The organism is Nonomuraea turcica (genome assembly GCF_030718205.1).
Classification (GTDB): Bacteria; Actinomycetota; Actinomycetes; order Streptosporangiales; family Streptosporangiaceae; genus Nonomuraea.
On the sequence record NZ_JAUZQF010000014.1, the window covers coordinates 1 to 22175 of the forward strand.

General features: G+C 70.5%; 22 protein-coding genes. 14 read left to right on the plus strand and 8 right to left on the minus strand.

All coding sequences use genetic code 11. The features are described from left to right. Positions 1-4 precede the first annotated feature (4 nt). Complete coding sequence (locus Q9G87_RS60845; protein WP_371825863.1) at positions 5-115, plus strand: transposase; 111 nt, start codon at positions 5-7, stop codon at positions 113-115. 257 nt (positions 116-372) lie between these two features. Here the strand turns inward: Q9G87_RS60845 and Q9G87_RS32510 are convergent, their stop codons facing one another. Continuing rightward, on the minus strand, positions 373-618 hold the full coding sequence (locus tag Q9G87_RS32510) for a hypothetical protein (RefSeq protein ID WP_305920351.1): 246 nt from the start codon (positions 616-618) through the stop codon (positions 373-375). A 7-nt stretch (positions 619-625) separates the two neighbouring features. Further along, positions 626-1369, minus strand: a complete 744-nt coding sequence (locus tag Q9G87_RS32515) for a phytanoyl-CoA dioxygenase family protein (protein ID WP_305920352.1) — start codon at positions 1367-1369, stop codon at positions 626-628. A 58-nt stretch (positions 1370-1427) separates the two neighbouring features. Between Q9G87_RS32515 and Q9G87_RS32520 the strand changes: the two genes are divergently transcribed. Together Q9G87_RS32520 and Q9G87_RS32525 are read left to right on the plus strand one after the other, a co-directional pair. Beyond that, entirely contained in the window at positions 1428-1907 is a 480-nt protein-coding gene (locus tag Q9G87_RS32520) for a nucleoside 2-deoxyribosyltransferase domain-containing protein (RefSeq protein WP_305920353.1), read from the plus strand. A 116-nt stretch (positions 1908-2023) separates the two neighbouring features. After that, a complete protein-coding gene (locus Q9G87_RS32525; protein WP_305920354.1) occupies positions 2024-2998 on the plus strand; it encodes an aldo/keto reductase in 975 nt (324 codons plus the stop codon). Between the two features lie 26 nt (positions 2999-3024). Here the strand turns inward: Q9G87_RS32525 and Q9G87_RS32530 are convergent, their stop codons facing one another. Beyond that, complete coding sequence (locus Q9G87_RS32530; RefSeq protein ID WP_305920355.1) at positions 3025-3738, minus strand: IclR family transcriptional regulator; 714 nt, start codon at positions 3736-3738, stop codon at positions 3025-3027. Between the two features lie 91 nt (positions 3739-3829). Between Q9G87_RS32530 and Q9G87_RS32535 the strand changes: the two genes are divergently transcribed. The 4 genes from Q9G87_RS32535 (at position 3830) to Q9G87_RS32550 (ending at position 10467) form a co-directional block, all read left to right on the plus strand. Then, the gene (locus tag Q9G87_RS32535) at positions 3830-4969 is read left to right on the plus strand and encodes a pyridoxal-phosphate-dependent aminotransferase family protein (RefSeq protein ID WP_305920356.1); all 1140 of its coding nucleotides are present in this window, start codon (positions 3830-3832) and stop codon (positions 4967-4969) included. Further along, on the plus strand, positions 4966-7731 hold the full coding sequence (locus Q9G87_RS32540) for an FAD-binding and (Fe-S)-binding domain-containing protein (protein WP_305920357.1): 2766 nt from the start codon (positions 4966-4968) through the stop codon (positions 7729-7731). The genes Q9G87_RS32535 and Q9G87_RS32540 overlap by 4 nt, the downstream gene beginning before the upstream one ends. 26 nt (positions 7732-7757) lie before the next feature. Further along, positions 7758-9311, plus strand: a complete 1554-nt coding sequence (locus Q9G87_RS32545; RefSeq protein WP_305920358.1) for an SLC13 family permease — start codon at positions 7758-7760, stop codon at positions 9309-9311. A 118-nt stretch (positions 9312-9429) separates the two neighbouring features. Continuing rightward, positions 9430-10467 carry a LacI family DNA-binding transcriptional regulator gene (locus Q9G87_RS32550; protein ID WP_305920359.1) on the plus strand — a complete coding sequence of 346 codons (1038 nt, stop codon included), beginning with the start codon at positions 9430-9432 and terminating at the stop codon, positions 10465-10467. Between the two features lie 20 nt (positions 10468-10487). Here Q9G87_RS32550 and Q9G87_RS32555 read toward each other — a convergent pair whose 3' ends face one another. Then, positions 10488-11042 (minus strand): hypothetical protein, encoded by a 555-nt coding sequence (locus Q9G87_RS32555; protein WP_305920360.1) that lies wholly within the window; start codon positions 11040-11042, stop codon positions 10488-10490. Between the two features lie 226 nt (positions 11043-11268). On the opposite strand from Q9G87_RS32555, the gene Q9G87_RS32560 reads away from it, so the two are divergent. Beyond that, the gene (locus Q9G87_RS32560) at positions 11269-12552 is read left to right on the plus strand and encodes an ArsB/NhaD family transporter (RefSeq protein WP_305920361.1); all 1284 of its coding nucleotides are present in this window, start codon (positions 11269-11271) and stop codon (positions 12550-12552) included. On the opposite strand, the gene Q9G87_RS32565 is transcribed toward Q9G87_RS32560, so the two are convergent. From Q9G87_RS32565 to Q9G87_RS32580, 4 genes are all read right to left on the minus strand, one after another. Continuing rightward, entirely contained in the window at positions 12540-13595 is a 1056-nt protein-coding gene (locus Q9G87_RS32565; RefSeq protein WP_305920362.1) for an aldo/keto reductase, read from the minus strand. The genes Q9G87_RS32560 and Q9G87_RS32565 overlap by 13 nt on opposite strands. Positions 13596-13853: 258 nt before the next feature. Continuing rightward, positions 13854-14030 (minus strand): transposase, encoded by a 177-nt coding sequence (locus tag Q9G87_RS32570; RefSeq protein WP_305920363.1) that lies wholly within the window; start codon positions 14028-14030, stop codon positions 13854-13856. Positions 14031-14088: 58 nt separating this feature from the next. Further along, a complete protein-coding gene (locus Q9G87_RS32575) occupies positions 14089-16215 on the minus strand; it encodes a DEAD/DEAH box helicase (RefSeq protein WP_305920364.1) in 2127 nt (708 codons plus the stop codon). Between the two features lie 19 nt (positions 16216-16234). After that, positions 16235-16909, minus strand: a complete 675-nt coding sequence (locus Q9G87_RS32580) for a class I SAM-dependent methyltransferase (protein WP_305920365.1) — start codon at positions 16907-16909, stop codon at positions 16235-16237. Positions 16910-17027: 118 nt separating this feature from the next. Between Q9G87_RS32580 and Q9G87_RS32585 the strand changes: the two genes are divergently transcribed. The 6 genes from Q9G87_RS32585 to Q9G87_RS32610 all read left to right on the plus strand — a co-directional run bounded on the left by Q9G87_RS32585 (position 17028) and on the right by Q9G87_RS32610 (position 22162). Then, entirely contained in the window at positions 17028-17588 is a 561-nt protein-coding gene (locus Q9G87_RS32585) for a TetR/AcrR family transcriptional regulator (protein ID WP_305920366.1), read from the plus strand. Positions 17589-17674: 86 nt separating this feature from the next. Beyond that, positions 17675-18376 (plus strand): GntR family transcriptional regulator, encoded by a 702-nt coding sequence (locus tag Q9G87_RS32590; RefSeq protein ID WP_305920367.1) that lies wholly within the window; start codon positions 17675-17677, stop codon positions 18374-18376. Further along, positions 18373-19443 carry an ABC transporter substrate-binding protein gene (locus tag Q9G87_RS32595; protein WP_305920368.1) on the plus strand — a complete coding sequence of 357 codons (1071 nt, stop codon included), beginning with the start codon at positions 18373-18375 and terminating at the stop codon, positions 19441-19443. The genes Q9G87_RS32590 and Q9G87_RS32595 overlap by 4 nt, the downstream gene beginning before the upstream one ends. 9 nt (positions 19444-19452) lie before the next feature. Continuing rightward, complete coding sequence (locus Q9G87_RS32600; RefSeq protein WP_305920369.1) at positions 19453-20502, plus strand: ABC transporter ATP-binding protein; 1050 nt, start codon at positions 19453-19455, stop codon at positions 20500-20502. Next, positions 20499-21359 carry an ABC transporter permease gene (locus tag Q9G87_RS32605; RefSeq protein ID WP_305920370.1) on the plus strand — a complete coding sequence of 287 codons (861 nt, stop codon included), beginning with the start codon at positions 20499-20501 and terminating at the stop codon, positions 21357-21359. The genes Q9G87_RS32600 and Q9G87_RS32605 overlap by 4 nt, the downstream gene beginning before the upstream one ends. An 11-nt stretch (positions 21360-21370) precedes the next feature. Continuing rightward, positions 21371-22162: an ABC transporter permease gene (locus Q9G87_RS32610; protein WP_305920371.1), complete on the plus strand. Its 792-nt coding sequence runs from the start codon at positions 21371-21373 to the stop codon at positions 22160-22162. Positions 22163-22175 lie beyond the last annotated feature (13 nt).

Here is a 22175-nt window from a genome sequence, read left to right on the forward strand (position 1 = left end):
ACACCTGTGGGGCGGCCACTTCTGGTCCCGCTCCTACTACGCAGGATCGACCGGCAGCACGAGCGCGGCCACCGTCCGCACCTACCTCCAGTCCCAGGACCGGCCCCAGAAATGAGACAAGACCAGATGCGGTCATGCTGGTCCAAAAGTGGCGCGTCAGGGCACGCCCAGGCCCTGGGGCCATCCCGCGCGGGCCTACACCTCCCGCCTAAAGACGGGAGCACTGACCCGCACCTCGGTAGAACCCGACCTGGCCGCCGGCCGGAACGACCACGATCGCCCGTAAGCCGCTCGTGAGCCGTTGCGCGTCGCCCTCGTCCACCCACACGAGATGGTTGGGGTGCAGCAGCCGTGCAGCAGATAGAGCACCGGTCAGGGGCCCGAGCCCGGCATCCAGCCCCGCGGCAGCAGCACGCGTACCGGGGTCGTCGTGCCGAGCGCCGGTGACTGCACGGTGAGATCCTGCGCGCGCTCGCCGCCCTGCTCACGCGCCACCACCCGTACGTCGCCCGCCTGCTCCGACGTGGCAGCGCGACCGCGCAGCACCACGACGGCGGCGACCACGACGGCCAAGGCCGCGATCGCGGCCACGGCCGCCCACACCCACCGCCTCCGCATGGGACGCTCACCCTCCGTGCATTGTCGGATCGACCCCCCGCAACATCATCCCCTGCCCGCGTGAGCGGTGCACGTCGCCGGCCGGGGCGTCCTCGGGGTCGCGGAACTGGATGAGCAGAGTCGTGCGGGCCTCGGCCGCCCGGTTCACCCCGGATCCGTGCACGGTGAGATACGTGAGGAACAGCACGTCCCCCGCCTCGGCCTCGACGGGGACGGCGGCCTCCAGCGGCCACTGCGACAGTGGCAGGTGCCAGCCGCCCTCCTCGATGTGCGGCAGCATCCCGTCGCGGTGGCTGCCCGGCACCACGCGTACGCACCCCTTCTCCTCCGGGGCGTCGTCGAAATGGAAGATGGCCGCGCCGACCGTGTGCCTGGTGTGCGGGAAATGCGCGGCGTCCTGGTGCATGGGGAACGGCGAACCCTTCTCCGCCGGCTTGACGAAGATCTTGGTGTGGTGGAGTTGCACGTTCTCCGATCCCATGAGCGCGGCCGCGACGTCGGTGAAGCGCGGATCGACCATGAGCCGGGCGAACGCCGCCGCGTAGAACTGCGCGTCGTGGCAATGACGCAGCTCCGTGGGGCGGCCGGCGAGCTCGCGTGCGCTGCCCCAGGTGGGGTCCATGCCCCGCATGCGCGCCAGCACGGCATGACACTCCTCCCGGTACGCCCGCGCCTCCTCCCTGCTCAGCAGTCCTTTGACCAGCACATAGCCGTTGTCCCTGTAGAACCGCACCATCGATTCATCGGTCATGCCGCACTCCCCTCCGACCTTTGTGACGTTTCTTGCCCCACGACGCGATGTAGTCAGCATGGAGAACGCCGTTCGCACGTACTACGAGGCTCCAGACCCCTACGACCCGGCGCCGGGGGATCCGCCCGCCGTCTTCCTGGCGGGTGGGATCACCGGTGTCGAGGATTGGCAGCGCCGGGCGGCGGCCGCGCTTGGGCGGGCGGGGCTGATCGTGCTCAACCCACGCCGCCGCCGCTTCCCGATCGACGACCCCGCCCAGACGCCGGTCCAGATCGCGTGGGAGCACCGCCACCTGCATCTGCCGGGGGTGCTGACGATGTTCTGGTTCCCGGCCGGCGACAGCGATCAGCCCATCGCGCTTCTGGAGCTGGGCGCCGCACTGGACAACGTCCTCCGCCGGCTCGTCGTCGGGGCCGATCCCGGGTACCGGCGGGTCGAGGATGTGCGCTGGCAGACGCGGCTTGCCCGCCCGGGGGAGGTCGTGCACACCACGCTGCACGGCACGTTGCATGCCGCCCAGGCGCGGCTGTGCGACTGACTCCCGGCGTAGCGGCGGATCGCCTCCTCACCCGGTCGCGGTGGAGAAGATGCTCGCCGCTCGGTAACGTGCCCCTTGTAAAAACGTTTCATTAAGGTCATCGGGGAAGGTCATTCTTGGACTACGAACGTCAGCCCTACAGAAGGTGCGGCCGCAGCGGACTGCTCCTGCCCGCCGTGTCGCTCGGCCTGTGGCACAACTTCGGTGAGGGCAAGCCGGTCGAGACCCAGCGCGCGATCCTGCACAAGGCGCTCGACCTGGGCATCACCCACTTCGACATCGCCGACCGCTACGGGCCGCCGTTCGGCGCCGCCGAGGCCGCCTTCGGGCGGATCTTCCCGAAGTCGCTGCGGGATGAGGTGGTGGTGACCACTAAGGGCTTCAACCCGATGTGGGACGGCCCGTACGGCTACGGCGGCTCCCGCAAGCACCTGCTGGCCACCCTCGACCGATCGCTGGAACGGCTCGGCCTCGACTTCGTGGACATCTTCTACCTGCACCGGGACGACGAGGACACGCCGCTGGAGGAGACGGCCGCCACGCTCGACCACATGGTCCGCACCGGCCGCGCCCTGCACGTCGGCGTGTCCAACTTCTCGCCGGAGCGGACCGCCGCGATCGCCGGTCTGCTGCGCGGGCTGGGCACGCCGCTGCTGGTGCATCAGCCGTCCTACTCGCTGCTCAACCGGGGCATCGAGGAGGCGCTGCTGGGCGTGCTGGAGCAGGAGGGCGTGGGCTGCGTGGTCTACTCGCCGCTGGCCCAGGGCCTGCTGACCGACCGCTACCTGAACGGCATCCCGGACGATTCGCGGGCCGCCGAGGGCCGTTTCCTCACGCCCGACCGGGTGACGCCGGAGGTGCTGTCGTTCGTGCGGGCGCTGTCCGAGGTCGCCGCCGCCCGCGGCCAGACGGTCGCGCAGCTGGCGCTGGCCTGGGCGCTGCGCGACCCGCGCATTACCTCCGTGCTCGTCGGCGCCTCCAGCCCCGAGCAACTGGAGGCCAACGTCGCCTGCGTGGACCGCCTCGACTTCACCGACGACGAGCTCACCGCCATCGACCAGGCCGCCAAGGAGGCCGGGATCAGCGCGTAATCGTCACCGTGCCGACGGTCGCACGGTCATGAGGGCAGCGACTCCGTCAGCGTCCTGGCCGCCTGCGTGACGAGTTTGCCGTACTCCGGTCTGCGGTCGTCGGGCATGCGGCTGGCCGGGGTCGAGATGCTGAGGCTGGCGACCGGCCCGTCGGGGCCCAGGACGGCGGAGGCGACGGCGGCGATGTCGGAGCGCCACTCGCCGCGGTTGTCCGCGTAGCCCCGGGCCCGCACCTCGGCCAGCTCGGCGCGCAGCAGCTCAGGGTCGGTGATCGTGGTGCCGGTGTAGGCGGGCAGCTCGTCGAGCGGCCGGTCCAGGTGGGCGAGCACGGCCTTGCCGTTGGCCGAGGCGTGCAGCGGCAGCCTGATGCCGAGCGGCAGCACGATGCGCAGCGGCTTGTCGGTCTCCAGCCGTTCGATGAGGACGACCGCGTCCCCCTCGGGGACCATGAGATGGATGGTCTCGCCGGTGCGCTGGCGCAGCTCCTCCATGACCGGCAGCGCCACGTCCCGCAGCCCCAGCTCGGCCCGGCGCCCCACCTGCAGCGCCTTGCTGGTCACCTGCCAGCGGGTGACCGCGCCCCCGGCGGGCCTGATCCACCCGGCCTCATGCAGCGTCCGCAGCGAGCGTTGCACGGTGCTCTTGGGCAGGCCCAGCCCGCGGGCCAGCTCCCCGACGCCGGCGGGCTGGCGTACGGCGACCTCTTCGAGCACCCGGAGCGCGTTGATCACGTTCTGCATCCATTGACTCCTCTGCGGGCTGAAATCTAATGTTAATGAACCGCAGCGCGGCACGGTGTGCCGTTACACGGCACAGAGGAGTGTTACCGACGTGGGCCGCCACTTCCTGCAGATCCCAGGACCGACCAACGTCCCCGACCGGGTGCTGCGTGCCATCGCCCGGCCCACCATCGACCACCGCGGCCCCGCCTTCGCCGAGCTGGCGCGCGAGCTGCTCGACCGGCTCAAGCCGGTCTTCGGCACCCGCCACGACGTCGTCGTCTACCCGTCGTCGGGGACGGGGGCGTGGGAGGCGGCGCTGGTCAACACGCTGTCGCCGGGCGATCGGGTGCTGGCGTTCGAGACCGGGCACTTCTCGACGTTGTGGTGCGAGATGGCCGCCCGGCTGGGGCTGGTCGTCGACCTGGTGCCGGGCGACTGGCGGCGTGGCGCCGACCCCGCCGCGATCATCGATCTCCTCACCGCCGGCCACGCCGCGGTCATGGTGGTGCACAACGAGACCTCGACCGGGGCGCGCAGCCGCATCCCGGAGATCCGCGACGCCATGGACGCGACCGGGCATCCGGCGTTGCTGCTGGTGGACACGATCTCGTCGCTGGCCTCGATGGAGTACCGGCACGACGAGTGGGGCGTGGACGTCACCGTCGGCTGCTCGCAGAAGGGCCTCATGCTGCCGCCCGGCCTCGGCTTCAACGCCGTCGGCCCGAAGGCCCTGGCGCGCCGGGGGCGGTTGCCGCGCTCGTACTGGGACTGGGATGCGATCATCGCCGCCAACCGGCAGGGCTTCTTTCCGTACACGCCGCCCACCAACCTGCTGTACGGGCTGGGCGAGGCGCTGATGATGCTGGAGGAGGAGGGCCTGCCGCAGGTGTTCGCCCGGCACGACCGGCACGCCGAGGCGACGCGGCGGGCCGTGCGGGCGTGGGGGCTGGAGGTGCTCTGCGCCGACGAGCGGGAGTATTCCAGCAGCCTGACGGCCGTGCTGCTGCCCGACGGGCACGACGCCGACGCGGTCAGGAGTCTCATCCTGGAGCGGTACGACATGTCGCTCGGCACCGGCCTCGGCCGGCTGGCCGGCCGCGTGTTCCGGATCGGCCACCTCGGGCACCTCAACGACCTGATGCTGGCGGGCACGCTCGGCGGGGTCGAGATGGGGCTGCTCGCCGCCGGGGTGCCGATCAAGGAGGGCGGGATGCGGGCGGCGCTGGCGTACCTGGAGGAGACCGGATGAGCCTGGCGGGGAAGTTGTCGCCGCTCATCGGCGGCGACGTCAGGGACGATCCCTACACCCGGCACCTCTACTCCTCCGACGCCAGCATGTACGCCATCGAACCGCTCGCGGTCGCCTTCCCCAGGGACGCAGGCGACGTGCAGGCGCTGGTGGCGGCGTGCGGCGAGCTGAGCGTGCCGGTGCTGCCGCGCGGGGCGGGCACCAGCCTGGCCGGGCAGACGGTGGGCGCGGCGGTGATCGTCGACTTCTCCCGGCACATGAACAAGATCCTCCAGATCGACGGCAGGACCGCGCGGGTGCAGCCGGGCGTCGTGCAGGACCAGCTCAACCGGGCGGCCCGCAAGCACGGGCTGATGTTCGGGCCCGACACCTCGACCAGCAACCGCGCCACGATCGGCGGGATGATCGGCAACAACTCGGCCGGCAGCCACTCGGTCCGATACGGCTCCACCATCGACCACGTCGAGTCGGTGAGCGTGGTGCTCGCCGACGCCACCATGCCGGAGCTGGCCGCCGATGCCCGGCTGAAGGCGGCGGTGGCCGAGGTCCTGCGCGGGGTGGATCTGACCGGGTTCCCGCGTTTCTGGCGGCACTCGGGCGGCTACCGCCTGGACCGGGCCGCGGACGGGGATCTCACCAAGCTGATCGTCGGGTCGGAGGGCACGCTGGCCGTGGTGACCGAGGCGACGGTGGCCCTAGTGGACCGGCCGCGGGCCAAGGCCATCGCCGTCGGCCACTTCACCTCCACCCCAGCCGCGATCGCCGCCACCGCCGACGCCCTGGCCTTCGACGCCGCCTCGGTCGAGCTCATCGACAAGGCCATCCTCGACCTGTCCCGGCAGCGGGTGGACTATGCGGGGCTCGGCGGCATCCTCCAGGGCGACCCGGAGGCGCTGCTGTTCGTCGAGTTCTTCGGTGACACCCCGGCCGAGGTGGCCGACCGGGTGGACAAGCTGGCCGCCACGTGGAAGGCGAACGGCCACGGCTACCACACGCTCCGAGCCACGGCCGAGCGCGACCAGGCGGCGGTGCTGAAGGTCCGCAAGGCGGGGCTCGGCCTGCTGATGGCCTCCAGCGTGGGCAGCCGCAGGCCGCTGGCGTTCGTCGAGGACACGGCCGTCCCGCCGGAGCGGCTGCTGCCGTACGTCGAGGAGTTCGCCGGCATCCTCGACGCCCACGGGCTGCGGGCCGGGTTCTACGGCCACTGCTCGGTCGGCTGCCTGCACATCCGCCCGTTCGTGGACCTGCGCGCGCCCGGCGAGATCGGCAGAATGCGCGCGGTCGCCGAGGAGATCGCCGAGCTGGCCGCCCGGCACGGCGGCGTGAACTCCAGCGAGCACGGCGACGGGCTGGCCCGCTCGGAGTTCAACCGGCGGTTGTTCGGCGATGAGATCTACGAGGCCATGCGGCGGATCAAGCACGTCTTCGACCCGCGCGGGCTGCTGAACCCCGGCAAGATCGTGGACGCCCCGCCGATGACCGACCACCTGCGCGACCCGGCCGCCCCGGAGCCGCGTCCGCTGCCGACCACGCTGGCCTTCGCCGGCGGCATGCACGCCTCAGCCGACCGGTGCATGAACGTCGGCGTGTGCCGCAAGGACGACTCGGGCGTCATGTGCCCGTCGTACATGGCCACCCGCGAGGAGGAGCACTCCACCAGGGGCCGCGCCAACGCCCTGGTCAAGGCCCTGTCGTCGGCCGATCCCCGGCAGGCGATGGGAGACGACCGGCTGCACGGCATCCTCGACCTGTGCTTGGAGTGCAAGGCCTGCCAGTCGGAGTGCCCGCTCGGCGTCGACATGGCGGCCCTGAAGAGTGAGTTCCTGCACCAATACCAGCAGCAGCACGGCGTGCCCCTGCGGGCCCGGCTGTTCGGCGCGATCAGGACGCTCAACCGCCTGGGCTCGGCCACCGCCCCGCTGTCGAACTGGCTGGCCGGCCCCCTGCGCGGCCCGCTCGGCCTGAGCCGGCGCCGGCCGCTCCCCCGCTTCCGCCGCGACACCCTGCTGCGCTGGCACGCGCGCCGCCGCCCGCCCGCAGCCGGGCGAGAGGTGATCCTGCTCGCGGACTCCTTCACCACCTACACCGAGCCCGGCATCGGGCGGGCCGCCGTCGAGCTGCTGGAGCGCGCCGGCTACCGGGTACGGCTGGCCGCCGAGGGCTGTTGCGGCCGTTCCAGCATCTCCAAGGGCCTGCTCGACCGGGCCAGGTCGATGGCCGAGGCGATGGTCGACCGGTTGTCCGGCTCGCAGGCGCCCATCGTCGGCCTGGAGCCGTCCTGCCTGCTGACGCTCAAGGACGAATACCGCGCGCTGCTGCCCGGCGATCCCCGCGTGGCGGCGGTCGCGGCCCGCGCCAGGCTCGTCCCCGAGCTGCTCGTCGAGGCGATCGACGACGGCACACTGGCGCTCGGCGACGCGCTGCGCGGGCGGAAGATCCTCCTGCACGGCCACTGCCACGAGAAGGCCGTCGTCGGCACCGACGCCACACGAGCGCTGCTGTCCAGAATCCCCGGAGCGGAGGTGGAAGAGATCGACGCCGGCTGCTGTGGCATGGCCGGCTCGTTCGGCTTCGAGAGCGAGCACTACGACCTGTCCATGAGGATCGGCGGCCTCCGGCTCTTCCCGGCGATCGCCGCGTCCTCGCCCGACACGCTGCTCGCGGCCACGGGGGTCTCGTGCCGCCAGCAGATCGCCCACGGCGCGGGCCGCACGGCGCGCCACCCGGTCGAGCTCCTCCACCAGGTGATCGACCAGCCATAACGTACGGGGGAGAACGGAGTACGCAGTTGTCCGCAGAGCTCCTGTCCATTCTCGCCCTGATCGTCATGTTCGTCGTGGCCACCCTCTTCCCGGTGAACCTGGGCGCCCTGGCCCTCGTCGGCGCGTTCCTCGTCGGGACGCTGGCCGCAGGCATGGAGACCGACGCCATCCTGGACGCGTTCCCCGGCAGCCTGTTCGTGATCCTCGTCGGGGTGACGCTGCTGTTCGCGATCGCCACCAACAACGGGACCGTCGATTGGCTCGTCCGCGCCGCCGTGCATCTGGTGCGCGGGCGGATCGCGGCCATCCCGCTGGTGGTGTTCGTCATCTCGGCGCTGCTCACGGCCGTGGGCGCGCCGGCTCCCGCGGTGGCGGCGATCCTGGCGCCCATCGCGTTCGGTTTCGCGGCCGACTACAAGATCCATCCGCTGCTCATCGGGCTCATGGTGGCGCACGGGACGCAGGCGGGGGCGTTCTCGCCGATCAGCGTGCTGGGCGGGATCGTCAACGGCGTGACCAGCGACGCGAACCTGCCCAGTAACAATGTGGTGCTGTTCCTGTCGAGCTTCGCGTTCAACGCCGCCGCCGCGCTGGTCGTCTTCTTCATCTTCGGCGGCCCCCACCTGGTACGGCGAGGCGCCGTGGCGGTGCCGGGCACACCCGCCTCCGGCGCCGCGGCCGAGTCCAGCACCGCACCCGATGCCAGCGGCGCGCCCGATACCGGCGGCGCCGCCCCGGCTTCCGCAGCGGCTTCGGCCACCGGGGCGGCGCACGCCACCGGGAGTGCCCGCGTTCCCGCAGGCGGCACCGCTTCCGAGACCGCCGACCCCGGCGCGGCGGCCACGTCGGTCACCACCGCACCCTCACCCGAACCCGGCACCGCAGCCGAACCCGGCACCCGCACGACGACCGAGCCCGAACCCGGCACCCGCACGACGACCGAGCCCGAACCCGGCTCCGGCGGCGGCGGCGGGCTGCGGCTCACGCCGCACCAGGCGCTGACGCTGGCCGGCATCGTCGGGCTTTGCCTGGCCGTGCTCGTGTTCAAGCTCGACGTCGGCCTCACCGCCGTCACCGTGGCCGTCATCCTCTCCCTCGCCTCCCCCAAGGCGAACAAGGGCGCCGTGGAGAGGGTGGCCTGGCCGACCGTGCTGCTGATCTGCGGCGTCGTCACGTACGTCGGCGTCCTGCAGGAGATCGGCACCGTCGACTACGTCGGCACGTCCGTGGCCGCGATCGGCATCCCCCTGCTGGTGGCGCTGCTGATCTGCTACGTTGGCGGCGTCGTGTCGGCCTTCGCCTCGACCGTGGGCATCCTGGGGGCGCTGGTGCCCCTGGCCGTGCCGCTGCTCGGAACGGGCGCCCTGGGACCGGTCGCGATGATAGCGGCGCTGTCGGTGTCGTCGGCCATCGTGGACGTCAGCCCGTTCTCCACGACGGGCGCGCTGCTGGTGGCCAACGTCAGAGGCATGCCGCGGGACCTGTTCTACCGCCGGCTGCTCGCCTACGGCGCCGTCATCGTCGCGATGGGCCCGCTCGCGGCCTGGGCCGTCCTGGTCGCCCCCGGCTGGCTGGGCTGATGTCGTCTCCCCTGGTCACATCGCGTAAAATCGTTTCACAACATGTGGGACCTCATGCGATATGATCACTCTGGTCCCGGTGCACGTCGTTCGTGCTCCGCGCACCAGACGAGGAACGATGTCGAGCATCAAAGAGGTTGCCCGGGTCGCCGGGGTCTCCGTCGGCACCGTGAGCAATGTGCTCAACCGGCCCGACATGGTGGCACCTGAGACCCGGCAGCGTGTGCAGGCCGCGATCGCGCAGCTCGGCTACGTACGCAACGGCTCCGCCCGCCAGTTGCGGGCGGGGCGCAGCCGGACGATCGCCGTGGTGGCGCTCGACCTGGCCAACCCCTTCTTCATCGACGTGCTCAGCGGCGTGGAGACCGCCGCGCAGCGCGACGGCCTGACCGTGATGGTGTTCAACAGCAGCAAGGACGCCGAGCGCGAGGCCAGGTTGCTGGAGATGCTGGAGGAGCAGCGTCCCTTGGGCGTGCTCATCACCCCGGTGAACGACCGCGGCCAGCAGGAACGGCTGGACCGGCTGGTCTCCCGCGGCATCCCGGTGGTGTTGTTCGACAACTCCTCGCGGGTCGGCCACGGGTGCGCCGTGGCGGTCGACGACGTGCTCGGCGGCCGGCTGGCCGGGCTGCACCTGCGCGAGCGGGGGCACCGCCACATCGCCTTCGCCGGGGGGCCGTTCACCGTCCGGCAGGTGGAGGACCGCCGCGATGGGCTGGCGAGCGTGCTCACCCCGGCCGAGCAGCTGACCGTGATCCCGTTGCCCGACCTCAACGTCGCCACCGGGCGTACGACGGGGCAGGAGATCGCCGCCCTGCCCCGGTCGGCGCGGCCCACCGCGGTCTTCTGCGGCAACGACCTGGTCGCGCTGGGCGTGCTGCAGGAGCTGACGCTGCGCGGCCTGCGGGTTCCCGACGACGTGGCGATCCTCGGCTACGACGACATCGACTTCGCGGCGGCGGCCGCGGTGCCGCTGTCGTCGATCCGGCAGCCGCGCGAGCAGCTCGGCCACACCGCCGCGCTGATGGTGCTGGAGGAGGCCGACCAGCTGTCCGGCCACCAGCATCGTCACGTCATCTTCCAGCCTGAGCTGGTAGAACGCTCCTCCACCGCCCAGCTGCGCCCCTCCCGCGAGGCGGCGAACGCGGCCCGCTGACCGGCACTCAGGCGGGCCGATCAGGCGGGGTCGTCGTCCGCGCGGTCGAGGCGCTGATACAGGCCGTAGACGAAGCGGGCGCGGTAACGCGTGCCCTCGTAGGTGAAGCCGACCGTCCAGTGCTGCGGGGCCGAGCCCTCGAGGTGGCAGGCTCCGGGGAACGCCTCGCCGACGTCGGCGACGACGCAGCTCCAGGGGACCAGATCCGCGAACGACAACGGCCTGGCGCCGCCCGGCCGCACGAACCACTGGTTCCACACCTCGCCTCCTGGGCCGAGCAGCACCTCGAACCTCAGCTCAGGCCAGGAGGGCAACCTCCAGTGGGCCACGTCGCAGGTCAGGCTGCCGACCTGGTGCACGCCCTCGTACGCGGGCGGGCCGAGCGCCATCCGGAACAGTGAACGTCCTTTCGGCGCCCTGCCGGAGTGGGCCATCGCCGTCCATTGGGTGTGCGCGGCACGCAGCTCGGCCCGGGTGGCGCCCATGTCCTTGAGCGCGTCCTCGACCTTCGCGGCCTCCAGGTCGCGCATCCTGTGCATCAGGGCCAGCTCGAACTGGCGAACCCCGAATCTCACGGCCCCATCACCCCGGCGGCCATGATGTCACGGGTCCCGGCGCTCGCGCCGCCGCCTCCCTCAACAGCCATGATGTCGCCGGTGGATTGACGCTTTCTGGACGAGCCTTGATACGTTGGGGACAGGTGTGCCGGGAAGTCTGGTCGGCGATTCTTTGTCCTGTTTGCCGGAAAGGACCCTTTGTGCACACCCGAGACGTGCTCGCCGACATCCCGATGATCGCGCCGTGAGCGTGCTGTCCTGGGTGAGCGTCGCGGTGTTCCTGGCCGCGTACACGCTCATCGCCACCGAGAAGATCCATCGGGTCGCGGCCGCGCTGGGCGGCGCGGGGATCATGCTGCTGATCCACGCCACCGGCGCGGAGGCCGCGTTCTTCTCCGAACACGCCGGCATCGACTGGAACGTCATCTTCCTGCTGCTGGGCATGATGGTCATCGTCGGCGTGCTGAAGGAGACCGGCGTCTTCGAATACCTGGCCATCTGGGCCGCCAAACGCGCCAAGGGGCGGCCGTTCCGCTTGATGGTGCTGCTGGTGCTCATCACGGCGGGCGCGTCGGCGCTGCTGGACAACGTGACCACGGTGCTGCTGATCGCGCCGGTGACGTTCCTGGTGTGCGAGCGGCTCGCGCTGCCGGCCGCCCCGTTCCTGATCGCCGAGGCGATGGCGTCCAACATCGGCGGCGCCGCCACGCTGGTCGGCGATCCGCCGAACATCATCATCGCCAGCCGTGCCGGGCTGACCTTCAACGACTTCCTCATCCACATGGCGCCGCTGGTGATCGTCCTGATGGCGGTGTTCATCGGGTTGTGCTGGTGGATGTTCGGCCGCGGGTTCCACTACGACGCGGACCGCGCTCAGGAGATCATGTCGCTGGACGAGCGGGAGGCGATCTCCGACCCGCGGCTGCTGTGGCAGTCGCTGGCCGTGCTGGCGCTGGTGATGGCGGCGTTCGTGCTGCATCCGGTGCTGCACTACGAGCCGTCCGTCGTGGCGCTGCTGGGCGCGGGAGTGCTGGTGGCGGTGACGAAGGTACGCACCGAGCAGGCCATCGCCGAAGTGGAGTGGCCCACGCTGGTGTTCTTCGCCGGGCTGTTCGTCATGGTCGGCGCCCTGGTCGAGACCGGCGTCATCGGCGCGCTGTCCGAGGCCGCGGTCGCGGCGACCGCCGGGCGGCTGGAGCTGGCCACGATGGGGCTGCTCGGCGCCTCGGCTGTGCTGTCGGCCATCGTGGACAACATCCCGTACGTCGCCACGATGAGCCCCATCGTCGAGGGGCTCGTCGAGGCGAACGGCGGCGACGACGTGTTGTGGTGGGCGCTGGCCTTCGGCGCCGACCTGGGCGGCAACGCCACCGCGGTCGGCGCCGCGGCCAACGTCGTGGTGCTCGGCATCGCCGCCCGCAACGGCACCCCGATCAGTTTCTGGCAGTTCACGAAATACGGCCTGATCGTCACGGCGGTCACCGTCACCCTGGTGGCGCCGTACCTGTGGTTCCGCTACCTCGTCTGACCGATGCGGGATTCGATGGGCGGGTTCAGGCGGGCGAAGCCCTCCTGGGTCCGGTACGGGTAGTAGGGGTAGGCGGCCGTGGTGGTGCTGGCGGCGTCGAGCCTGGCGACCTGTTCGCCGGTGAGGCTCCATCCGGAGGCGCCCAGGTTTTCGCGCAGTTGCTCCTCGTCACGCGCGCCGACGATGACGGAGGCGACGGTCGGCCGCTGGAGCAGCCAGTTCAGCGCGATCTGTGGAACGGTCCTGCCGGTCTCACCGGCGATCTCGTCGAGGACGTCGACCACCGCGTACAGCCGCTCGTCGTCGACCGGCGGGCCGAAGGCGGCGGTCCGGTGCAGCCGGCTGCCCTCGGGAAGCGGGCGGCCGCGCCGGATCCTGCCGGTGAGGCGGCCCCAGCCGAGCGGGCTCCACACGAGCGCGCCGACGCCCTGGTCGAGGCCGAGCGGCATCAGCTCCCACTCGTAGTCACGGCCCACCAGCGAGTAGTAGACCTGGTGGGCCACGTAACGCGGGTGGCCGTACCGCTCGGCGGCGGCGAGCGACTTCATCAGCTGCCAGCCGGAGAAGTTGGACACGCCGACGTAGCGGAGCTTGCCGGCCCGGACGAGGTCGCCGAGCGTGGAGAGCACCTCCTCGACCGGCGTTGCGGCGTCGAAGGCATGCAGCTGGAACACATCGATGTGATCGGCGCCCAGGCGGCGCAGCGCGCCGTCCACCGCCTGGATCAGCCGGGGCCGTGAGGTGCCTGCCTCGTCCGGGCCGTCACCTGTGGGCAGCCCGGCTTTGGTGGAGATGAGCACGCGGTCCCGCCGGCCCTTGATCGCCTGGCCGAGCACCTCCTCGGAGGCGCCGTCGGAGTAGACGTCGGCGGTGTCGAACATGGTGACGCCCGCGTCGAGTGCGATGTCCACGAGCCGCCTGGCCTGCGCCACGTCGGTGGTGCCCCAGGCGCCGAACAGCTCGCCCTTGCCGCCGAACGTCCCGGCCCCGAAGCTCAACGCCGGGACCTTGAGCCCTGACGCACCCAGCTGCCGATATTCCATGATTCCAGTCCGTCCTCTTAACGGGTCAATGTTTCCGTTAAGAGGGTAGCTCACTAACGGGACATTCCGACCATTAGCAATATCATGTATTTCCTACTAACCATGTTGACGACTTTATGGCTGTGCTCGATCTACCGAGGTGCGGGTCAGTGCTCCCGTCTTCAGGCGGGAGGTGTAGGCCCGCGCGGGATGGCCCCAGGGCCTGGGCGTGCCCTGACCCGCCACTTTTGGACCAGCATGACCGCATCTGGTCTTGTCTCATTTCTGGGGCCGGTCCTGGGACTGGATGTACGTGTGGACGGTGGCGAGGCTGGCGTCGCCGGTCGAGCCTGCGGAGTAGGAGCGGGACCAGAAGTGGCCGTCCCACAGGAACGAGCGCTCCCGATGCTGCGCGCGGCCATCGGCGCCTGAGCGCTCCCGATGCTGCGCGCCCATCGGCGCCTGAGCGATCCGCGTGCCGCGGCGCCGACGGCGACGTCATCGGCCTGATCCATCAGCTGTCGGGCGTATCGGCGGGGGAGTGGGCCAGGAGGCGGCGTTGCTCCTCCTCGACCACCAGCCGGGCCAGCTCCTTCTCCGACACGTCCACGGCCTCGGCCGCGGACTCGGCCAGGTCGCTGCGCCTGGCGTAGGCGTCGAACAGCGCGGACTTGCGGTCCAGGATGGCCAGCATGCGCTGGTCGACGGAGTCCACCGTGAGCAGCCGGTGCACCTGCACCTTGCGTACCTGCCCCATCCGGTGTGCCCGTGCCACGGCCTGCGTCTCCATGCTCGGCTTGACCTGCGGCTCGCAGATGATCACCACCGAGGCGGCCTGCAGGTTGAGCCCCACGCCGCCCGCCTGCACCTGGCTGAGCAGCACCGCGTGCCCCTGAGCCGCCGAGAAGTCGTCCACGACCTGCTGCCGCCGCACCGCGCTCAGCCCGCCGGAGATCGGCCCGTGCGCCCGCCCGTCCAGCGCGGCCCCCACGGCGGTGAGCACCGCGCGGAAATAGGAGAACACCACCACCTTCAGCCCGTTGGCCGCGGCGTCCTCGACGAGTTCGAGCAGGCGCTTGAGCTTGGCCGACGTGGCGGGCTCGGCATAGGCGGCGCGGCGCATGGCCATGAAGTTGCCCGCCGCGACCGCCTGCCGGTAGGCCTCGAAGTCGGCGCCGCTGAACTCCACCCACTCATCGGCCTCCACCCGGTCGGGCAGCTCCGCGAGCACGTCCTCCTGGTTGCGCCGCAGGTAGACCGGCGCCACCGCCTTCCTGAACGCCTGCGCCCCCGCCACGACGTCACTGGTGCGCAGCTCCGCGGCCAGGTCGGGGCGCAGGTACGAGATCAGCGCGCGGAACTCCTCCACCCGGTTCTCCATGGGCGTGCCGGTCAGGAACAACACCCGTTCGGTGCGGGCGCACCAGGCGGCGACGGACCTGGAGCGCTTGGTCTCCGGGTTCTTGACGTAGTGGGCCTCGTCCACGACCAGCATCCCGACCTCGACCCCCGCCTCCAGCCGGTGCAGCCCGTCGAGGGTGGCCACGGCGACGCCGCCGCGGCGTGCCCAATCCTGCTGGGCCGCGAGCCGCGCCTGGCCGTGCAGAGGATAGGCCCGCAGGGTGCTGCGCGACTCGATCTCGCGTACCCAGTTGATCAGCACGCTGGTGGGGCAGACCACTAAGAAATGGGTCATGCCGAGCGCCTTGAGGTGGGCCAGCGCGGCGATGGCCTCGATCGACTTGCCCAGCCCCATCTCGTCGCCCAGGATCGCCCGGCCCTGCGCCAGCGCGAACCTGGCGCCGAAGGCCTGGTAGCCGCGCAGCGACACCCGGCGGTGCGTGTCGTCGAGCGGCTGGGCGGCGACCTTGGCCGCCAGGTCGTCGGGCAGCAGGCCCTGGCCCGTGCCGACGGGCTCGCCCGCCAGCTCGGCGAGCAGGCCGAAGTATTCAGGCGAGCGGGACTCGAAGTCCGTCCACGCCTCGAAGTCCCGTGCGGCGGGACGCAGCAGATCCGTGGTGACCTGGGTGAGCAGCAGCCTGGTCGCGCGGGCGCCGGCGAGCAGCTCATCGATCGCCGCCACCGCCTCGCGGGCGCGGCGGCGGCGCTTGGGCAGCGTGACCATCATTCGCAGCCGGCTGCGCGCCGGACGTGCCTCCGCCAGCAGCGGCGCGAGCCGCCGGTCGAGGTCGCGGGCGGCGTCGAGGGCGCGGGGCAGATCCGGGCCGACGTTCACCAGGCGCTGCAGGGCGATCACCAGGTCCGTGGTCGGCTGGTCGCGCCGCTCGACGTCGATGCGGATGCTCGCGGCCTCGGCGGCGGCCTGCTCGAGCTGCCGGGCGGCGGCGTGGATCTGCCCCGCCGTGCGCGCGCCGATCCCCGGAAGCAACTGCAGTTGGTACGGCGAGGCCTCCAGCACCTGGCGGACCGTGGCGTACCCGGCCTTCTCCAGTGTCGCGATGCGCAGCCGGCCGTCGGTCACGTCCCGCAGCCGCGAGACCGGGATCTCGCCCAGCCCCGCCCTGGCCAGGTCGAGGCGGAGCGCGTCGAGGGCGTCCTTGGCCTGGCGGTGGACGGAGGTGTGCTCGTCGAGCAGAGCGCGCGCGTCGGCGAGAAGTCGGTCCGCGTCACGGAATTCCACCGGTCAAGAATGCCGTAGTTCACGAGCCGGTGGGCGCCCCCTCCCCGTCCGGCCGGGTGGCACGGACGTAATACAGCAGGTACGGCAGGTCGCCCTCGGACTCCACCACGAAGCCGGCGTCCGGGATCATGGTGCCGAGCAGGTCACGCGGGTCGTGCTGCATGGCGGGGCCGGACAGCAGGCCGACGAGGCGCCTGGCCAGGTGGTTGGCCGGCGGGCGGAACTCGCCGATGAGCAGCCGCCCGCCTGGCCGGAGCACCCGGAACATCTGCCGGATCGCCTCGGGCCGGGCGGCGGCGGGCATGTGGTGCACGGCGAGGCTGGAGACCACCAGGTCGAACGAGCCATCGGGGAACGGCAGGTCCTGCCCTTGGCCGACCACGTAGGTGCAGTTGCCCGGAGCGCGTCCGGTGGCGTACTCGATCATCGCCTGGGACGGGTCCAGGCCGGTGACGTGGCCGCCGGGCGCGGCGACCCGGGCCAGGATCCGAGAGAGATAGCCGGTGCCGCAGCCGACGTCCAGGATCCGGTCACCGGCCCGCGGGCGGGCCGCGGTGGCCAGGCGGGTGAAGGCGGCGCGGCGGCCGCCCACGAAGCCGATCGAGGCGAAGATCTCGTACGCCCGCGGGCGGTCGATGGTGCCGCCCTCGTCGGCGCGTTCGGCGTGGTGGTGCAGCAGCTTTCCGAGGCCCATGGCAGTGTCCTCCCGACATTGTCGAACGACCTGTTCGTTTATGAATGATGCGTTCATACTGGAGCTCGGTCAACGAGCATGTCGGCCATGGTGTGCCGTACTGAACAGGAGGCGGGAATTGTCCGGAGACCGGCGGGTCCGGCGTACCCGGCGGATGATCCAGGAGGCGCTCGTGGCGCTGATCCTGGAGAAGGGCTACGACGCGGTGACCGTCACCGACATCATCGACCGGGCCGACGTGGGCCGGTCCACCTTCTACGCGCATTTCACCGACAAGCAGGACGTGTTGTTCAGCAACCTCGACGGGCTCGCCTTCCTCCATCCCGCGCCGGTGGACGGGCCGGGGGAGCTGTTCGCGTTCAGCCTGCCGACGTTCGAGCACGTGCACGAGCAGCGCCGGCTCGTCCGGGCGCTGATGGGACGGCGCAGTGGCGGGCTCGTGCACGCGCGCGGCGAGCAGTTGCTCGCGGCCGTCGTCAGGAAGGAACTCCTGGCCGCGGGCGCGCGGGCGTCGGCCGCGCTCGACCTGCTGGTGGTCTGCGTGGTCGGTGCGTTCATGGGGCTGCTGCGGGCATGGGTGGACGGCGAGAGCGCCGCCTCACCCGCCGAGTTGGACGCCGCCTTCCGCGCGGCCATCGAGCCTGGCGTGCGCGCGGCTCTAAAGGGACAAAACGGATAATTTCCACGTTCTTAACGGGAAGTCTTGACCGATATGGGCAGCCGGTCATACTTTGCATGTACTTCAAATATATCGAGGGTATACGGATGACCTCCATCGGACGAACGAAGACCGAGCAGGCGTACAGCGCGCTACGGCGCGCGATCGTCACCGGCGACCTCGTCGAGGACATGCCCCTGGACGATGCGATGCTCCTGGCCCGGTTCGGATTCGGGCGCACCCCCATCCGGGAGGCGCTCAAGAGGCTGGCCGACGAGCAGTTCATCAACTACCCGCCACACCGCACCCCCTACGTGCGCGGGATCAAGGTCAGGGACCTGTCCAGGCTGTACGAGGCACGCCACCTCCTGGAGGAGCCGGTGGCGCGGCTGGCGGCCCGGCGGGCCACGCCGGCGCAGCTCGACGAGCTGCAGCGGATCTGTGATCGCATCGACGAGGAGATCGCGGCCGACCGGCCGTACGAGGCGGTCGAGTACGACCACCAGTTCCACCTGGAGATCGCGAGGTCAACCGACAACCCGTTCCTGGCCGAGGCGGTGAACCGGCTCAACTGCGGATCCCTCCGCATCTGGTATCTGGCGCACAGCACGCTCGGCATGGCGAACACCAACGCGGACCATCGGGCGATTCAGGCCGCGCTCACGGACAAGGATCCGGAGCAGGCGGCGGCCCAGGTGACCCGGCACATCGACAAGTCGTACGCACGGCAGATGGAGCTCCACAGGCTCGACCTCGTGCTCCTCGCTCCATCGTCGACCCCATCTCCACAGGGAGAAGCACCACCATGATGTTCAAGCCGCTGGCCGGCGGCGTGCTCGCCGTCGCCCTGGCCGCGGTGGCGGGATGTTCCGGCACCGCCTCCACCACCACGAACGACGCCCCCGACTCAGGAACCATCACCGTCAAGGGATACTCGGGAATCTTCCAGGACGTCTTCCAGAAATCGGTCATCGACCGTTTCCAGCAGAAGTATCCGAAAATCAAGGTCAACTTCGTTGGCTCAGCCAACTCCGCCGAGAATCTCGCGTCACTGCGTGCCACGAAGAACAACCCGGACACCGACGTCTCGATCATGGACATCTCCACCTCGGGCACCGGTAACCAGTCCGGGGTGTTCCAGCCGCTCGACCCGGCCAAGGTGCCGAACATGGCCGACATCGACCCCCGTGGCAAGGTCGCGGGCAACTTCGGGCCCGCCCTGACGTTCGACAGCCTCGTGCTCCTCTACAACGACTCCGTCACGCCCGCCCCCACGAAGTGGGACGCCCTGTGGGATCCCACGTACAAAGGCAAGGTCGTGGTGCCGGCTCAACCCGACATCCAGGGCACCGGGCTCATGCTGATCGAGAACAGCAAGGCCGGCGGCGACTACACCAAGTCCGTGGACCAGGGCATCGCCAGGCTCAAACAGCTGGCGCCGAACGTGCAGACGTGGGCGCCGCAGCCGGACTCGTACACGCTCGTCCAGTCGGGGACCGCGGCGCTGGCCGTCGGCTGGAACGCCCGCGGCCAGTACTACGCCGACGAGAGCAACGGCAAGCTGAAAGTGGCGATCGTGGACGAGGACACGATCTTCCAGATCAACACCATCAACCTGGTGAAGGACGCGCCGTCCCCCGCCGCCGCGCAGACGTTCGTCAACTACGCGCTCAGCCCCGAGTCGCAGGCCTCCTTCACCGAGGCCATGTACTACGCGCCCACCAACACCAAGGCCAAGCCCAGCGCCGACGCGCTCAAGCGCACCTCGCTCGACCCGGCGAAGACCGCTGACGTCCTGCAGGTCGACTGGAAGCAGGTGGCCGCCAACCGCGAGAAGTGGACGCAGTTGTGGCGCCGCGAGATCCTCGCGGGCTGAGGTGGCGCGATGGCCTTCCTTGAACTCGACAACATCGTCAAGAAGTACGCCGGGACGGATCGTCCCAGCGTCGCCAACCTCACGCTCGGCATCGACAAGGGCGAGTTCGTCTCCCTGCTCGGCCCCTCGGGCTGCGGGAAGACCACGACCCTGCGGATGATCGCCGGTCTCATCGAGGCGACCTCGGGCCGCATCCACCTGGACGGCAAGGAGCTGACCAGGACCCCCGTCCACCAGCGCGGCATGGGCCTGGTGTTCCAGAACTACGCGCTCTTCCCGCACCTGGACGTCGCCCGCAACGTCGCCTTCGGCCTGGAGATGCGCCGCGCCTCCAAGGCGGAGGTCAGGCGGCGGGTCGGGGAGGCGCTCGAGCTGGTCCGGCTCGGGCACCTGAGCGGCCGCCGCATCAAGCAGCTGTCCGGCGGCCAGCAACAACGCGTCGCGCTGGCGCGTGCTCTGGTCATCGAGCCGTCGGTGCTCCTGCTCGACGAGCCGTTGTCGAACCTCGACGCCAAGCTCCGCGACGCGATGCGCGAAGAGATCCGCGCGATCCAGCGCAAGCTGGGTACCACCACCGTGTTCGTCACCCACGACCAGGACGAGGCGCTGGCCGTGTCCGACCGGATCGTGGTCATGTCGGAGGGCGTCGTCGAGCAGGTCGGCACGCCCGAGCAGATCTACGAGCGCCCCGCCAACCGCTTCGTCGCGAGCTTCATCGGCCGCGCCAACCTCTTCGACGCCGAGATCAAGCACACCGCGAACGGCGTCGCGGAGCTGGACGTAGCCGGGCTCGGGCCGATGCGGGCCGTCAACGGCCACGGCGCGAAGGGATCCGCGACGGTGCTGGTCCGTCCGCACCGCATGCAGGTGAGCGAGGCGGGTGACGGCCACGGCACGGTCGAGACGGTCGTGTACGTGGGCGACTCCATCGAGTACGGCGTACGTGTCGGCGACGCCACCGTGTCGGTCCAGTCCGTGGCCGGCCGCGAAGGGCGGCTGGAACGCGGCGCGAACGTCCGGCTGTCGTGGCAGGCCGAGGACGCCCTGGTCCTGACATGAGGGACAAGACCCGCTCCGATCGGCTGACCATCCTGGGCCTGACGGTGCCAGGGCTGCTCGGCCTGGCCGTCTCCTTCGTCCTGCCGCTGGCGTGGCTGCTGCGGATGAGCTTCAACCGCGGGGATTCCACGGGCCTGATCGAGGAGACGTTCACCCTCGACTCCTATGCGCAGTTCACCGGCGACTCCTACTACTGGGACATGGCGTGGGAGACCACGCAGCTGGGCCTCGGGGTCACCGTCCTGACCGTGCTGGTGTCGTACCCGATCGCGTTGTTCCTGGTCAGGACCGAGTCCAGGGCCAAGGGCCTGCTGGTGGCGCTGGCCGTCGCACCGCTGCTGACGAGCTCGGTCGTCCGGACGTACGGCTGGCTCGTGCTGCTCGGCAACCAGGGCGTGGTCAACCAGGCGCTCCTGGGCACCGGGCTGATCGATCAGCCGCTCGCGTTGATCAACAACCGGCTCGGCGTGTACGTGGCGCTGGTCGAGATCATGATGCCGTACATGATCCTGGCCCTGCTCGCGGGCTTCGGCCGGTTCAACCCCGAGCTCGAGCACGCGGCGCAGAGCCTGGGCGCCAACCGGTGGCGCACCTTCTGGCGGATCGTGTGGCCGCTCGGCATGCCGGGCGTGCTGACCGGCGCGCTGCTGGTGTTCGTGCTGACGATCAGTTCGTTCGTCACGCCGCGGCTGGTCGGCGGCGGCAAGGTCTTCTACCTGGCGACCGAGATCTACGACCAGGCGACGGCGACGCTCAACTGGCCGTTCGCCGCGGCCATCGCGTTCATCCTGCTCGCGCTGTTCGCCGTCGTCATCGTCATCTACCAGCGGGCGCTGCGGCGCATCGAGGCCCAGTGAGGAGGCCGGCGTTGACATCCAGACTCAAGGGCTGGCCGACCAGGGTGGTCGTGACCCTCCTGTACCTGTTCCTGCTCGCGCCGATCCTCGTGGTCGTGGTCATCTCGTTCGACGTCCAGTCGACGATGGCCTTCCCACCGCGGGGCTTCACGTTCCAGTGGTACGAGCGCCTGGCCCAGAACGCGGAGTTCATCCGGGGATTCCAGGTGAGCGCCATCGTGGGTGCGGGTGTTGCGGTGCTGGCGCTGCTCATCGGGGTGCCCGTCGCCGTGGCCCTGACGAGGTACGAGTTCCGCTTCCGTGACGCCCTATCGGGATTTTTCCTGTCACCGCTGATGGTGCCGGGAATCGTCCTCGGGCTCGCGCTGCTGCTGGTCCTCGCTCCACTCAAGATCACCGGGACGTACGGTGGGCTGATCGTGGCTCACCTGGCGATCACGGTGCCGTACGTCATCAGGACCACGTCGATGAGCCTGATGACCATGAACAGGTCGTGCGAGGAGGCCGCCCGCACCCTGGGCGCGTCCCCGTGGCGCACCTTCACCCGCGTGACCCTGCCGCTCATCGCCCCCGGCGTGCTGGCCGGCGGCGTGATCTCCTTCCTCGTCTCCTTCGACGAGGCGGTGATCTCCCTCTTCGTCGTCGGGCCCCAGGCGACCACCCTGCCCGTCGAGATCTTCCACTACGTGGAAAGCCGCACCGACCCCCAGATCGCGGCCCTGTCGGTCGTGCTGATCACCATCAGCGTCCTGTTCGTGGTGATCATCGAACGGGTCGTCGGCCTGAAGAAGGCCCTCCGCTAGGGCCGGTCAACAC

Bases quoted from the DNA above. Each gene is read 5' to 3' on its own strand.
- Q9G87_RS32510 (WP_305920351.1), bottom strand. From the start codon at position 618: ATGCGGAGGCGGTGGGTGTGGGCGGCCGTGGCCGCGATCGCGGCCTTG.
- Q9G87_RS32515 (WP_305920352.1), bottom strand. From the start codon at position 1,369: ATGACCGATGAATCGATGGTGCGGTTCTACAGGGACAACGGCTATGTG.
- Q9G87_RS32520 (WP_305920353.1), top strand. From the start codon at position 1,428: ATGGAGAACGCCGTTCGCACGTACTACGAGGCTCCAGACCCCTACGAC.
- Q9G87_RS32530 (WP_305920355.1), bottom strand. From the start codon at position 3,738: ATGCAGAACGTGATCAACGCGCTCCGGGTGCTCGAAGAGGTCGCCGTA.
- Q9G87_RS32540 (WP_305920357.1), top strand. From the start codon at position 4,966: ATGAGCCTGGCGGGGAAGTTGTCGCCGCTCATCGGCGGCGACGTCAGG.
- Q9G87_RS32550 (WP_305920359.1), top strand. From the start codon at position 9,430: ATGTCGAGCATCAAAGAGGTTGCCCGGGTCGCCGGGGTCTCCGTCGGC.
- Q9G87_RS32565 (WP_305920362.1), bottom strand. From the start codon at position 13,595: ATGGAATATCGGCAGCTGGGTGCGTCAGGGCTCAAGGTCCCGGCGTTG.
- Q9G87_RS32570 (WP_305920363.1), bottom strand. From the start codon at position 14,030: ATGGGCGCGCAGCATCGGGAGCGCTCAGGCGCCGATGGCCGCGCGCAG.
- Q9G87_RS32580 (WP_305920365.1), bottom strand. From the start codon at position 16,909: ATGGGCCTCGGAAAGCTGCTGCACCACCACGCCGAACGCGCCGACGAG.
- Q9G87_RS32590 (WP_305920367.1), top strand. From the start codon at position 17,675: ATGACCTCCATCGGACGAACGAAGACCGAGCAGGCGTACAGCGCGCTA.
- Q9G87_RS32595 (WP_305920368.1), top strand. From the start codon at position 18,373: ATGATGTTCAAGCCGCTGGCCGGCGGCGTGCTCGCCGTCGCCCTGGCC.
- Q9G87_RS32600 (WP_305920369.1), top strand. From the start codon at position 19,453: ATGGCCTTCCTTGAACTCGACAACATCGTCAAGAAGTACGCCGGGACG.
- Q9G87_RS32605 (WP_305920370.1), top strand. From the start codon at position 20,499: ATGAGGGACAAGACCCGCTCCGATCGGCTGACCATCCTGGGCCTGACG.